The organism is Bradyrhizobium sp. 44, assembly GCF_023073095.1.
In the GTDB taxonomy this organism is placed as follows: Bacteria; Pseudomonadota; Alphaproteobacteria; order Rhizobiales; family Xanthobacteraceae; genus Bradyrhizobium.
Genome location: NZ_JADPIY010000014.1, coordinates 645,846 through 659,651, shown reverse-complemented (window position 1 = coordinate 659,651; position 13,806 = coordinate 645,846). Strand labels below are relative to the sequence as shown.

Below are 13,806 nucleotides of genomic sequence, written 5' to 3'. Positions count from 1 at the left end.
GTTAGCTCTTCGACCGCAGCACGAGGTCAACCAGATTGCGCGCGTAGGCCGGTGTGATCGGCGCGATGCCGAAGACGTAACGGTAGAACAGGCTGCCATAGATCGCGTCGTAGAGATCCTCCGGCGGTGCTTCCGCCAGAATGCTGCCGTCGTTTTGGCCGGCGGCGATCATCTCGACCAGCGCGTCGCGGCGGAATTGCAGGTAGCGGGCGTAGAACAGCTCCGCCGAGCCGGTCTTGGAGATGCATTCGGAGATGACGGCGAGCTGGACCTTGCCGAACTCGCCTTGGAGCGCTTCGGCATAGGCGGCGGCATGGCGGCGTGCGCGCGTGGCGGGGCTGCCCGAGCTTGCAGGCGGCAGCGGCAGCATCTGCGCGGCTTGATGAAGGAAGGCATCGATCAGCAAGGCTTCGCGGGACGGCCACCATTTGTAGATCGTCATCTTGGAGACGCTGGAGTGGCGCGCGATCGCGTCGATGGTGGTGGCGGCAAGGCCGGTGGTGGCCATCAACGCATAGGCGCTTTGGAGAATGGCGTTGGTGGTCTCGATCGACCTCGGCCGGCCGCGCCGGGGCGCGCTATCGGCCCCCTCACCCCCGCCATTCGCCATCGCCACGCCCCGCCTCCTCGCGCAATCCGCTGCCGCTCCGCTTAGCCCAGCCGCGATGGCCGGCCTAGCGGAATCGGAAGGTGCCGGGCTAGGCCTGTTGCCGCAAGGCCGCCGGCAGGTCCTGCCGCTTCGACCAGGCGATGTAATATGCGACCGCGGCCATCGCCGCGAAGCCGGCCAGACTCACGGCGATCTGCATCACCATCAGATTGGCACCGGTGATCAGGATGAGATGGCCGGCTAAGGACAGGAATACGCCGACGCAGAACACCGCGAGCCATTCCTCGCCGCATCGGATGACTGCCCGTAGCGATCTCCATTGCAGGCCGGGATGATCGGCCGGCACGAGATGTGTCGCGATGAAAGCGAGTGCGAGGAAGTGGACTACGCGATAGGGTGCGAGGTTTTCCTTGTCGGTCGGCGTGATGTTGTCGAGCACGATGTCCGGCAGGTAGGCGGCAAGCGCCGGCGAGTGGCGCATCAGCGTGATCGCCATTGCGAATACGAGATAGGCGCCTGCAAGCACGCGCAGCCAGGACAGGCCGTGTAGCGCGCGGCCCGACGCGCCGGTCACGGCGAACCAGCCGCCCAGCACCATCAGCATCTGCCAGCAGAACGGGTTGAAGGTCCACTCCTGGTCCGGATAGACCCGGAAATTCCAGTCGAACCAGCGCGCCGCAACGTACAGCGCGACCGATGCCACAAGCGTCAGGTTCGGCCGCCGCAACAGCCCCCACAGCGCCAAGGGAAAGAAGGCCATCAGCGGGATCATCAGCTGTAACAGATCGAGATTCAGCGGCTCCTCCTGGAGCACGAGGCCACGCACCAGGATTCGCAGCGGGTGTTCGAGGATTCCCGATATGTTGTATTCGTGGATGATTTCGGGCGCCATCGATTGCGAGGCGACATAGGCGATGGTGTCGATATAGATCACGAACAGCACGACATAGGCGGCATACAGCCGCCAGACGCGGCGAAAGATGCGCGTCGCCGCGACAACGTAGCCGCGCTCAAGCGCTATCCTGCCGTGAATGATCGCGACGCCATAGCCCACCACGAACACGAACAAGTCTGCGGCGCCGCTGAAGCCGAAGTTGCGCAGCGTCAGCAAATTGACCACGTTGTTCGGGATGTGGTCGACGAAGACCGACCAGTTGGCGATGCCGAGCGTCAAATAGAGCCGGGGGTCGTGATGGAATGCGGCGAGGTTCGCCTGGACAGACGGTTTCATCGAAAAAATGACTTTTGGAATCAGGGGCGCTGCTTTTAGCGGCAACCGCCTGCCTATCCGAGTAGCGTTTGCGTGAGTAGGGACATTCGCGTCGGGCGACGCAAATTTGGCGGGGCGCCCGCGGGTGTCGAATTCCGAAAGATGCGCTTGCGGGACCTATGACGAAATTTTCTAACGCGCGCTAGCCGCTACTCGGCAGGTTCGGCCGAGGCATCGTCGGGTACGCCGGCGCGGCTCGCCATGATCCCGAGAGCGACGCCGCCGATCGCCAGGATCGGCAACAGCCGCTTGATCCCGATGGCGCGAACGATCTGGAGTCCGGTGGCGAGCAGCATGGGGTCCGCGAGCATGCTCGAGGCCCCCGACCTCGTGGCGCGCTCGGCTGCGATATAAGCTTGCTTGCGCAGCTGCCGTTTGTAGACCCAATAGCTCACCGCTGCGGTCAGGGTCAGCAGAAAGAAAATGCCTGCACCGGCGAGGCAGGCCTGCACTGGACCATATTTGTTGAGCACAGAAATGAACGCTGCCGCGCACAGGAAGCACGTGGTGATGAAGAGTGCGAGCGCCGCGCCTGCTGCCAGCGATGTCAGCCGCACAGTAGTACCGGTGGATGCGCTGATCCCGTCGATGATGCGCTGAAACATGGCCTTGCTCCTCAGATCCCCACAAGCCGGCACCGGCGGCGCCGCTGCGCCACCGTCTTAATACCCGTTCGCGATCTCAGCGACGCCAGACTGCGCCGATCAGGAAGCCGATGCCGAGCGCGAGCCCAACGGTCGCGAGCGGCCGCTGCGTGATCGCGTCCTCCAGCGTCTCCTCGATCGAGCCATAGGCCTCCTGTGCCGCGCCCATCATCGCGCTGCCGCGTTCCGACATATCGTCGATCGCGGAATCCACGTTTTCGCGCGCCTGGCTATAGCCGCGGCGGGCTTGCTTGCTGGAGGAGTTGGCAAAAGTATTGAGCGCGTCGGTGATCTGATCGGTGAGGGCGGCGATATCGCTTTTCACGGCTGCTACATCCTTCTCGAGGCGTTCTCGGGTGGCTTTGTCGGTCCAGTCTCTCATCCCGGCTTCGGCATTGGTTGCGGACATCGGGGGCTCCGAGCTGTTGACGGTTGAGACAGCCGGGAAACGTTTCGTCGTCGCGTAAGTTCCGTCCACGGAAACCGGTCAGTCCTGCGGGAGCTGCGGCGAATCCTGCGGCAACAGATGCTCCTTCAGGATCAGGGCGACGATCAGCAGCGGCGACGACAGGAACGCGCCCATCGGGCCCCACAGCCAGGTCCAGAACGCCAGCGCCAGCAGCACCGCGAGCGCATTGAGCGCCAGCCGTCGGCCGATGATGGTCGGCGTGACGAAATGTCCCTCCAGGAAGGTGATGCCGCCAAAGGCGAGCGCCGCCATCAGGCCGCCGCTGACGGTCGGAAAGGTGACCAGTCCCACCACGACCAGAATGGCGAACATGGCCACCGGTCCGATGATCGGAATGAAATTGAGGGTGGCCGCGAGCGCGCCGAGGCCAGCCGGATTGGGCATTCCGGTGAGCGCGCAGACAATGCCGGCGGCGACACCGACGCCGACATTGATGAGGGTCACGGTCAAAAGGTAGTTGCCGAGATGGACCTCGATCTCGTTGAGGATGCGAAGCGTGCGCAGCCGTGCCTCATGATCGCTGAAGGTCATGATCATCGCCCGTCGCAGGTCCCGCCAGCTAGCGATGAACAGGATCAGGGTGACGAAGAACAGCAGGAATTCGGTAAAGGTCGGTGACAGGAATTCGATCGTCGGCTGCACCCAGTCGAATTTCGGCATCTGGAAACTTGGCAATCCCTCCGAGCCGCCGAGCATCATCTGCAGCTCCCGCCACAGCGCCAGTGGCCGGTCGAACACGTGGACCTTGTCTTTCAACTGCGCGCCGAGTTCGGGCAGGCGCGAGCTCCATTCCATCGCTGGCGAGGCGATCAGCGCAACGATGAAGCCGACCACGGCGGTCACCGCGAACACGATCAGCGCGGCGGCGAGGCTCCGCGGCACTTTCCGTTTCTCCAGGAAGGTCGCTGCCGGTGAGAGCATCGTGCCGGTGACGAACGCCATCACGACGGGCAGAAAGAACGCCTTTCCGACATAGAGCACCGCGACGATTGCAATGAGGAGCAGTCCGGCGAGCGAGAAGGCGACGAGCTCGGTGCGGCGGATCACCGGGGGGAGCTCGCCGTGGCTCTCGGGAAGCGGGGTGCCTTCGCCGTTGCCGGAAGTCATACGTTCACTGGGAAGGACGCGCACAATACCTCTCCGGCACGGAGTCTGTTCGGTCCGCGCGCCCAACGACCAGGAGAGAACGTCCAAGCGCCCTGGGAGTTCCATCGCGGCTTCGTGAAGAAATGCTCGCTTGACTATGACGTCGCTGCTGCATCCGGCAGGGGAACTTGTATCGGTTCGACCGCGTTGATCGGTCCAGAGCATCACCCTGATGCAGGTATCCAACGGGGCAGCACATGACGAAGTTCTCTGCAGTCCGACGCCGCTTATCGCCGCGCCGCATCACCGCATTCGCGTTCGCAACCGCTTTGCTGGCGGTGCCGTTCGGCGCCGCAAGCGCACAGACGCTGGGCTACACCTATCCGCAGGATCAGGCCTACCCGCAGGACCATGGCTATTCGCAGGGTTATGCAAACCAAGGCTATGCAAACCAAGGCTATGCAAACCAAGGCTATGCGAACCAAGGCTATGCAAGCCCGAACGCGCAGGCCTCCGACGAGGATGCCGCGCTGCCCGATCGCCTGCGCAAGCAGATTGTCAGCTTCGACCGCAGCGAGCCGGCCGGTACCATCGTCATCGATACCAACAATACTTATCTTTACTATGTGCTCGGCCAGGGCCGCGCCATCCGTTATGGCGTCGGTGTCGGGCGCGAGGGTTTCACCTGGTCGGGCGTGCAGAGCGTCAGCCGCAAGGCGGAGTGGCCGGACTGGCATCCGCCGGCTGAGATGATCGCGCGCCAACCCTATCTGCCCCGCTTCGTCGCTGGCGGCCCCGGCAATCCGCTCGGCGCGCGTGCGATGTATCTCGGGTCGAGCGAATACCGCATCCATGGCACCAACGATCCCGCCACGATCGGCAAGTTCGTCTCGTCCGGCTGCATCCGCATGACCAATGAGGACGTCACCGACCTGTTCGGCCGCGTCAATGTCGGTGCCAAGGTCGTTGTTCTGCCCAAGAACGCGCCGCTGATGGCCAAAGGCGGGGATTCCGTGCGCAAGCGTCCGGCCGTGACGGCGCTGCCCTCGGGCCGTCAGGCGCTGAACATTTCGAATTCGGCCGTAAACTAAGGGTCGCGTGAGGTCACATGAAGAGACGTTCGATCGGCAAACTCGCCGGTGGCGCGGCGGCATTCGTCGCCGTTGCTTCCTTCGGCCTCGCGCTGACCCCATCGGCCCATGCGGAGGACTTTTTCTCGGCCCTGTTCGGCGGCTTCCGCGGGCGGGCGGCGCCAGAGATTCGCATGCCGTTCCAGACCGATGACATGCCGCGCTACGACACGCCGCGCCAGCGGGCCTCCTCCTACGGCGGCGGCACGGCCTATTGCGTGCGCGGCTGCGACGGACGTTATTTCCCGGCGCAGGGAAATGATTCCGAGAGCAAGGCGCAATCCTGCAAGAGCTTCTGTCCGGCCTCGGAGACCTCGCTGGTCTATGGCGGCAACATCGAGGACGCGACGACGGACAAGGGGAAATCCTATTCCGACCTGCCCAACGCGTTCCGCTATCGCAATGAGATTGTCGCAGGCTGCACCTGCAACGGCAAAGATCCGGTCGGGTTCGCTCAGGTCAAGGTCGACGACGATCCCACCTTGCGCAAGGGCGACATCGTCGCGGGCGCCGATGGTCTGGTGGTCGCCAGCCGCAATGCCAATGACCGCCGCGGTGTCGCGATGAATTTCTCCCCGTTGCCGGATTCGGTGCGCGCAAGATTCCGCCAAGTGCCGGTAGTGGCGAAGGAGTAGCCCTCAACGCCGTCCTGGCGAAAGCCAGGACGACGTTGAGGGTGTGCGGCGCGGCTCTCTCTTTAACGGCCTACGCTACGCCGCGCGGATCTTGCCGAGGAAGTCGCTAACCTCATGGCCGAGCTGGCGGCTCTGGCTCTCCAGCATCTCGGAGGCGTGTTTTACGTTGTCAGCGGCGGCTGCGGCAGCGTCGGCATCGGATTTGACGCCGGTGATGTTGTCCGAAACGTTCTTGGTGCCCTGCGCCGCAAACTGGGTGCTGCGGGTGATCTCTTGCGTGGCCGCTCCCTGCTCCTGCACGGCGGCGGCGATCGCGGTCGCAACCTCGTTCACTTCGCCGATGATGCCGCCGATGGTCTGGATCGCGCTGATGGCATCGCCCGCGACCTTCTGGATGTCGGCGATCTGCTCGGAGATCTCCTCGGTTGCCTTGGCCGTCTGGCTCGCCAGCGACTTCACCTCGGAGGCGACCACGGCAAAGCCGCGCCCCGCTTCGCCTGCGCGGGCCGCCTCGATCGTGGCGTTGAGCGCGAGCAAATTGGTCTGCTGCGCAATGGTGTTGATCAGGCCGACAACCTCGCCGATGCGGCCGGCCGACTTCTGAAGTCCCTGGACCGTGCCGTCGGTGTCGCGCGCCTGGGTCACGGCGCGGCTGGCGATGCCTGCGGCATGCGCGGCCTGCTGGCTGATGTCGTTGATCGAGGCGCTGAGCTCCTCCGCGGCGGCGGCGACGCTGTCGACGCTCATGGACGCGTCATTTGAGGCCTTGCCCGCGACCTGCACGCGGTCGTTGGTCTGCCGCGATACCGCGGAGAGATCGCCCGAGGTCTTGCGCATTTCACCGGAGGCTTCGCTCAATTCGCCGAGCGTTTTGCGCACCGCGCCCTCGAACTCGCCGACATAGGTCTCGACCGCGCGCTGGCGCGCCGAGGCGCCCGCATTGCGTTCGCGCTCCTGCGCCTCGATCGTGAGCTTCTCGTTGGCCTGCTGCTTGAAGGTCTCCAGCGCGCCGGCAAGCGCGCCGATCTCGTCGTTGCGGTCGAGATAGCCGCTGTCGACGGCAAGATCGCCGCCGGCGACCTTGAGCATGGCGTCGCGAATGGTGTTGAGCGGAGTGATGACGCGGCGGCTGACCAGCATGATCGCGCCGACGGCAAGCCCCACGGCGAGCGCCAGCAGCGTAAGCTGCACGATCAGTGCGCGCTGTGCGGCGCCGCGCTGCTCCTGCGTGTGGATCTTGGCAGCATCGAGCGCACCTTCTGCTACTGCGACCGCGCTCGCCATGCGACCGACCGTGAGCGGGCTCCATTGGTTCGCCGTCATCTCGGGCTTCTCACCCTTGACCAGCGCGTCCGCGAGACGGTCGCGCAAGGCCAGATATTGCGGCTCGAAATAAGAGGACTTTGCGGAGGCCATCGCGGAGGCGAGCCCCGCCGGCAACTGCATGCCGGACGTCGACAACTCCAGCGCCTTCCACATCGCGCTCGTGCCGCCGACATGTTGGGTATAGGCGTAGCGGCCTTCCGGCGTGATTTTGCCGGCGGCAAGCCCGGTCGAGACGATCAGCGACGCCTCACCCGCGGTGTTGCGGAGCAGCCAGGCGTTCTGCTTGATCGACAGCAGCTGGTCGATCGCGGCGTCCTGGTGATTGACGGTGGCGGCCAACGTGTTCGAGAGCTTGTCGAGCGTGTCGAGCAGGCCCTGCGTCGTCTCCATGTATTCCTTGGGCAGGCCGGCGCGGCGCTGCTCCTTCGGCTTGGCCACGTCCTCCCAGAACTGCTTCTGCCCCTCAATCAGCAGCTTGTAGAGGCGCGCGAGCTCCGGTACCAGCGTACCCGATTGCGGAAAGTCGATGGTCGGCAGCAGCTCGAGCGCGCGCGCCATGGCGGGCATCTGCGCGTCACGCAGCGCGCGCAGATATTTCTCGATCTCGCCGTCCATCGGCTCGGTCGCGTTCAGGAGGCGGACCGTGGTCGAGCGATCGGTGCGCAGATTGTGCATCGCCTTGAACAGATCGGCGGACGTGTCGGCGATCTGGGAGATGCGGTTGGCGGTCTTCAGGCGATCCCAGGACTCGTAGGCGGTGAGCGAGAGTGCGATCACCACGCAGACCGACGTGATCGCGATCACCGCCTTCAGCAGCGCGGATACGGTCAGACGATTCAGCATCGAAGTCCCCCAATTCCCATTACAAAGTGCGCAAAGTCGCCCCGGCAACATCGAAAAGTGGGCGCACGCAAGACCAGGCAATCGCATGCCGTTTGTGGCTCAGGTCCCAAACGGTGACTGCATCTGAAAGGAAAAGGGTAAAGTTTTAGGCAGGCCGGCTGACGGTAGAAGTACGTATTTACTAGAAGTTGCAGAGGGTTGCGTCGATGGAACCAAGCCGGGAGTTGCGCGTTAGGAGACAGTCAGCAATTTTGCCTAAAGGGGGGTCCTAGCGATGCTGGTCGGCGTACTCGTCACCTTTCTCGTCGTCATTCTCGTACTTTACCTCATCAACATGCTGCCGATGGACGGCCGCGCCAAGCAGATCGCGCGCGTCGTCGTCATCATCATCGGCATCGTGTCGCTGCTGAAATATCTGGCCGTGTTCTAGCCGGGCTTTCGTAGCCCGGACGGATCGCAGCGCAATCCGGGTCTTGCCCCAAACCATAGCGGCCCCGGATTACACTTCGCTCCATCCGGGCTACGGCTCCAACAAAAAAGCCCCGGCGTGAGCCGGGGCTTTGGTGCTCGGTTATTCGGGCCTACCCCGCCGCTTTGGCCTCGCGGCGGCGGGCGGTGAGGATGTATTCGGTGTAGCCGTTCGGCTGCTCGCGCCCCTTGAAGATGAGGTCGCTAGCCGCCTTGAAGGCCGTGCCGTCGAAGGCGGGCGCCATCGGCTTGTAGATGGGATCGCCCGCATTCTGCTTGTCGACGACGACCGCCATGCGCTTGAGCGATTCCATCACCTGCGCCTCGGTGATGACGCCCTGGTGCAGCCAGTTGGCGAGGTGCTGGCTGGAAATGCGCAAGGTGGCACGGTCTTCCATCAGGCCGACGTCGTGAATGTCAGGCACCTTGGAGCAGCCGACGCCCTGGTCGATCCACCGCACGACATAGCCCAAAATGCCCTGGCAGTTGTTGTCGATCTCCTGCTTGACATCGTCGGGTGCCCAGTTCGATTTCGACACCGGGATGGTGAGGATGTCTTCGAGCTTCGCGCGTGGGCCGCCCTTGGCGAGCTCCTGCTGGCGCGCGGTGACGTTGACCTGGTGGTAGTGCAGCGCGTGCAGCGTCGCGGCCGTCGGCGAGGGCACCCAGGCGGTGGTGGCGCCGGCCTGCGGATGGGCGAGCTTCTGGGCCAGCATGTCCGCCATCTTGTCTGGCGCGGCCCACATGCCCTTGCCGATCTGGGCATGGCCGGGCAGGCCACAGGTCAGGCCCATGTCGACGTTCCAATCCTCATAGGACTTGATCCAGGGCTGCGCCTTCATCTCGTTCTTGCGGATCATCGGACCCGCCTCCATCGAGGTGTGGATCTCGTCGCCGGTACGGTCGAGGAAGCCGGTGTTGATGAACATGATGCGCTTGGAGGCGCGCTGGATGCAGGCCTTGAGGTTGACGGTGGTGCGCCGCTCCTCGTCCATGATGCCGACCTTGAGCGTGTTCTCGGGCAGCGACAGCATCTTCTCGACGCGGTCGAAGATCTCGCAGGTCAGCGACACCTCGTCGGGGCCGTGCATCTTCGGCTTGACGATATAGGCAGATCCCGTGCGGCTGTTCTTGACCTTGGAGTTGCCTTTCAGATCATGCACGGCAAGAAGCCCGGAGACGGCGGCGTCGAGCAGGCCTTCCGGAATTTCCTCGCCCTTGTCGTCCAGCACCGCGTCGGTGAACATGTGGTGACCGCAATTGCGCATCAGCAGCAGGCTGCGGCCGTGCAGCTTGATCTCGCCCTTGCCGTCAGGCGTCTTGTAGCTGCGGTCGGCATTGAGCGAGCGCGTCAGCGTCTTGCCGCCCTTCTCGAAATCGGCCGACAGCGTGCCGTTCATCAGGCCGAGCGTGTTGCGATAGACCAGCACCTTGTCCTCGGCATCGACGGCCGCGACCGAGTCTTCCATGTCGAGAATCGTGGAGACCGCGGACTCCATGACCATGTCCGCAACGCCGGCCGGATCGTCCTTGCCGATCGCGCTGGTGCGGTCGATCTTCACCTCGACATGCAGGCCGTTGTTGGCGAGCAGCACCGCGCTCGGTGCGGCTGCGTCGCCCTGGAAGCCCGCGAATTGCGCGGCGTTCTTCAGCGCGGTGGCGTTGCCGCTCTTCAGCTTCACCGCGAGCTGGCCTGCGACCACGCTATAGGCGGTGACGTCGGTGTGACTGCCGGTCGCCAACGGCACGGCGGCGTCGAGGAAGGCTTTCGCTTTTGCGATCACCTTGTCGCCGCGCGCCTTGTTGTAGCCCTTGCCGCTCTCGGACGGATCGTGCGGGATCGCGTCGGTGCCGTAGAAGGCGTCATAGAGCGAGCCCCAGCGCGCATTCGCCGCATTCAGCGCGTAGCGTGCGTTGGTCAGGGGCACGACCAGCTGCGGGCCGCACATCTTGCCGATCTCCTCGTCCACATTGGTGGTCTCAACCTTCTGCGTCGCCGGCTCCGGGACGAGATAGCCGATCTCCTTCAGGAAGGCGGTATAGGCGTTGAGGTCGAACGCCTTGCCCTTGTTGGCGCGGTGCCAGTCGTCGATCTTGGCCTGCAGCGTGTCGCGCACCGCCAGCAGCGCGCGGTTCTTCGGGCCCAGCTCCTTGATGATGGCGGCAAGCCCGGCCCAGAACGCATCCGGCGCGATACCCGTCTTCGGGGCCGCTTCCTTGGCGATGAAATCGAACAGGACGGGAGCAATCTTCAATCCGTGGGCGTCGACGCGTTTCATGATGGGCTTTCTCGTTGGAAATGGCTGTTTTTGGCTGCTTTTGACCCGACAGCAGCAAAATGCGCTCCAAGGAGCGGCTTTCGGGGTCTTATTAGCCCCAAAATCGGGGCCGTGAGAAGGCCCCCAAAAGTTGTCAAAATGTCAAGGCGAGGTGGGGGGACGCACGGTGTCATTCCCCGCGAAGGCGGGGAATCCAGTCGCCGAGGCCTTTGGGCTGAATCACTGCAGTCGGTGGAATACTGGGTCGCCCGGTCAAGCCGGGCGACGACAGCGGGGCAGCAGCCCGGCTCAAATATTCGCGGCGAGGTCCACGAGTTCGTCGAACAGCACGCCGGTCGTCTTGAGCATCCGTTCGATCTCGTCCGCCGCCTCGGCGACCGTCCGCGTCGACGTGTCTATCACGAGCTCAGCGGCTTGCGGCGTCTCGTAGTCGTTGAGGATGCCGGTGAACGACGCGAGCGTGCCGGCGCGGGCCTTCTTGTAGTGGCCCTTGGGGTCGCGCTCCTCGCAAATTTCCGCAGGCGTCGCGACGTGGATCTCGCGGAACGAAGTGTCGGCGATGCGGCGCGCGGTGGCGCGGTCCTCGCGGGCGGGCGAGACGGCGGCGACAATGGCGATGTGGCCGTTGCGGGCGAGATGCGTCGCGACTTCAGCGAGACGCCGGATGTTCTCGCTGCGATCGGCGGTCGAGAAGCCGAGATCGCTGTTGAGCCCGGCGCGTAGCGTATCGCCGTCGAGCAGGATCGGCGAGCCGCCATTGCTGAACAGCCGCCGCTCCAGCGCTTTTGCGAGAGTCGACTTGCCGGAAGCGGGGAGACCGGTGAGCCAGACCACGGCGCCGTTGTGACGATAGCGCGCGGAGCGTTCGTCGGGCCGCAGCGCGGATTCCACCGGCACGATGTCGACGGGCACGGCGCGCTGGCCGGCATCGACCGACAGCACGAGACCGCCGCCGGCGATGCGCCCGGACACCTCGATCACGAGACGGCCGGTGCGCGGATTCTCCGTGTAGGGATCGGTGGCAATCGGATTCGAAAGGGAAATGTCGATCTCGCCGACATGGTTGCGCCCGATCGCCTTGTTCTCGACGCTCGACAGCTCGCCCGGATCGACCGCCTTCTCGATTGCGACGACGGTGGCGCGGCTTTCCTTCGGTCCGCAGCGAACCAGGAGCTGGTCGCCCTTGGCCAGCGGCTTGTCGTGCAGCCAGAATATCCGCGCGCGCAGCCGCCGCGTCTCGCGCGGCGCGCTGTTCGTATGCGCGATGATATCGCCGCGTTCGAGGAACAGCTCGCGGTCGAGCGTGATGCCGACCGAGCGGCCCGCACCCTGTCGGCCCGCGACCGGCGTCACCGGCCAGCTCTCGACCGTCTTGATCCTGGCGATCTTGCCGGCGGGCATGATCACGATTTCGTCGCCGGCGACCAGGTTGCCGGATTCGATCCGGCCCGCAACGATGCGGCGATCGTCGAATTTGTAGATCGCCTGCACCGGCAGGCGCAGCGCCAGCGCTTCGAGCGGCCGCGCCGGCTCGAGTCCATCAAGCGCTTCGACCACGGTCGGACCCTTGTACCAGCCGATGCGGTCGGTGCGCTCGGCGACGCCGTCGCCGTCGCGGGCGGAAATCGGGATCACGACCGTGGGCTTCACACCGAGGCCTTGCAGATGCGCCGAGATCTCGTCGCTGATGTCCTTGAAGCGCTCGGCGGAGAAGCCGACGCGGTCCATCTTGTTGACGACGACCGCGACCTGCTTCACGCCGAGCAGATGCAGGAGATAGCCGTGCCGCCTTGTCTGATCGCGCACGCCTTCGAGCGCGTCGATGATCAGCACCGCGCCGTCGGCCTGCGAGGCGCCGGTGATCATGTTGCGCAGGAATTCGGCGTGGCCGGGTGCGTCGATCAGCACGATGTCGCGCGAATTGGTGCGGAAGCGGATCTGCGTGGTGTCGATAGTAATGCCCTGGTCGCGCTCGGTCTGCAGCGCGTCGAGCAGGAACGACCATTCGAACGGCATGCCGCGCCGCGCGCTGACAGCCTTGAGCATGTCGAGCTTGCCGTCGGGCAGGCTGCCGGTCTCGTGCAAGAGGCGGCCGACCAGCGTCGACTTGCCGTGGTCGACATGGCCGACGATGACGATGCGGACCTGCGGACGCGTGGTGCCGTTCGGGGTCGCAGGCGATGCGGGGGTGACGATCATGTTCATACGACGCTCGCGTCCTTGATCAGAGATAGCCGGCGACGCGCAGGCGCTCGAAAGCGTCCTCGGTCTCGTGGTCGAGCGCACGGCCGGAACGTTCCGGCACCTTGGTCTGCTCGAGCTCGATCAGGATCTCGTCGATGTTCGACGCGTTTGAGGCGACCGGATTGGTGATGTCCTGATCGCCCAGCGAGCGATAGCGCTTGCCGTTTTGCGACAGATACAGCGGGATGATCGGGATGTTCTCGCGCTTGGTGTAGGCCCAGATATCGGACTCGGTCCAATGCAGGATCGGATGGATGCGCAAATGCGCGCCTTGCGGCGGCGACGCATTGAAATGATCCCAGAACTCCGGCGGCTGGTCGCGCACGTCCCAATTGCCCTCGAGGCCGCGCGGAGAGAACACGCGCTCCTTGGCGCGCGTCGCCTCCTCGTCGCGGCGAATGCCGGCAATCAGGCCGTCGAAACCGTATTTGCCGAGCGCCATCTTGAGGCCCTCGGTCTTGCGCGCGGCGGAACGGGCGGCGGGCGGCAGCGTTGGGTCGACGGCATCAATCGGCGGGCAGGGCTCGACGCGCAGATCGAGATCCCATTCCTTGCCGTAGTGATCGCGAAAGCGATACATCTCCGGAAACTTCTTGCCGGTGTCGACATGGAGGGCCGGGAACGGCAGACGGCCGAAGAACGCCTTGCGCGCCAGCCAGATCATGACGTTGGAGTCCTTGCCGAGCGACCACAGCAGGGCGATCTTCTTCAAACGGGCAAAAGCCTCGCGGAAGATGTAGATGCTCTGGGCCTCGAGCTGGTCGAGATGGTCCATGCTCGGTGCCAGGTCTGCAGAAAATTC

The 13,806-nt window shown here is 64.4% G+C and carries 12 protein-coding genes; 3 read left to right on the top strand and 9 right to left on the bottom strand.

All coding sequences use genetic code 11. From position 1 onward, the window contains the following. Window position 1 precedes the first annotated feature (1 nt). The 5 genes from IVB41_RS14005 to IVB41_RS13985 all read right to left on the bottom strand — a co-directional run bounded on the left by IVB41_RS14005 (window position 2) and on the right by IVB41_RS13985 (window position 4,124). Window positions 2-610, bottom strand: a complete 609-nt coding sequence (locus tag IVB41_RS14005; protein WP_247432862.1) for a TetR/AcrR family transcriptional regulator — start codon at window positions 608-610, stop codon at window positions 2-4. An 88-nt stretch (window positions 611-698) separates the two neighbouring features. Further along, window positions 699-1,841, bottom strand: coding sequence for an OpgC domain-containing protein (locus IVB41_RS14000; protein WP_247431946.1), 1,143 nt, complete (start codon window positions 1,839-1,841; stop codon window positions 699-701). Window positions 1,842-2,029: 188 nt separating this feature from the next. Next, window positions 2,030-2,485: a hypothetical protein gene (locus tag IVB41_RS13995; protein WP_247431943.1), complete on the bottom strand. Its 456-nt coding sequence runs from the start codon at window positions 2,483-2,485 to the stop codon at window positions 2,030-2,032. 76 nt (window positions 2,486-2,561) lie between these two features. Continuing rightward, entirely contained in the window at window positions 2,562-2,933 is a 372-nt protein-coding gene (locus IVB41_RS13990; RefSeq protein WP_027570222.1) for a YqjD family protein, read from the bottom strand. 78 nt (window positions 2,934-3,011) lie between these two features. Next, window positions 3,012-4,124, bottom strand: a complete 1,113-nt coding sequence (locus IVB41_RS13985) for an AI-2E family transporter (protein WP_027570223.1) — start codon at window positions 4,122-4,124, stop codon at window positions 3,012-3,014. A gap of 212 nt (window positions 4,125-4,336) precedes the next feature. Between IVB41_RS13985 and IVB41_RS13980 the strand changes: the two genes are divergently transcribed. Both IVB41_RS13980 and IVB41_RS13975 read left to right on the top strand, forming a co-directional pair. After that, the gene (locus tag IVB41_RS13980) at window positions 4,337-5,170 is read left to right on the top strand and encodes a L,D-transpeptidase (protein WP_247431940.1); all 834 of its coding nucleotides are present in this window, start codon (window positions 4,337-4,339) and stop codon (window positions 5,168-5,170) included. Between the two features lie 17 nt (window positions 5,171-5,187). After that, window positions 5,188-5,844 (top strand): DUF2865 domain-containing protein, encoded by a 657-nt coding sequence (locus tag IVB41_RS13975; protein ID WP_247431937.1) that lies wholly within the window; start codon window positions 5,188-5,190, stop codon window positions 5,842-5,844. Window positions 5,845-5,919: 75 nt separating this feature from the next. Here IVB41_RS13975 and IVB41_RS13970 read toward each other — a convergent pair whose 3' ends face one another. Next, on the bottom strand, window positions 5,920-8,013 hold the full coding sequence (locus IVB41_RS13970; protein ID WP_247431934.1) for a methyl-accepting chemotaxis protein: 2,094 nt from the start codon (window positions 8,011-8,013) through the stop codon (window positions 5,920-5,922). Window positions 8,014-8,287: 274 nt separating this feature from the next. On the opposite strand from IVB41_RS13970, the gene IVB41_RS13965 reads away from it, so the two are divergent. Further along, window positions 8,288-8,443 (top strand): Thivi_2564 family membrane protein, encoded by a 156-nt coding sequence (locus IVB41_RS13965; RefSeq protein WP_007599832.1) that lies wholly within the window; start codon window positions 8,288-8,290, stop codon window positions 8,441-8,443. A 151-nt stretch (window positions 8,444-8,594) separates the two neighbouring features. Here the strand turns inward: IVB41_RS13965 and IVB41_RS13960 are convergent, their stop codons facing one another. The 3 genes from IVB41_RS13960 to cysD all read right to left on the bottom strand — a co-directional run bounded on the left by IVB41_RS13960 (window position 8,595) and on the right by cysD (window position 13,779). Further along, a complete protein-coding gene (locus IVB41_RS13960) occupies window positions 8,595-10,760 on the bottom strand; it encodes a malate synthase G (protein WP_247431931.1) in 2,166 nt (721 codons plus the stop codon). A 288-nt stretch (window positions 10,761-11,048) separates the two neighbouring features. Beyond that, window positions 11,049-12,965, bottom strand: a complete 1,917-nt coding sequence (cysC, locus tag IVB41_RS13955) for an adenylyl-sulfate kinase (protein WP_247431928.1) — start codon at window positions 12,963-12,965, stop codon at window positions 11,049-11,051. 19 nt (window positions 12,966-12,984) lie between these two features. Beyond that, window positions 12,985-13,779 carry a sulfate adenylyltransferase subunit CysD gene (gene cysD, locus IVB41_RS13950; RefSeq protein WP_027570229.1) on the bottom strand — a complete coding sequence of 265 codons (795 nt, stop codon included), beginning with the start codon at window positions 13,777-13,779 and terminating at the stop codon, window positions 12,985-12,987. Window positions 13,780-13,806: the final 27 nt, after the last annotated feature.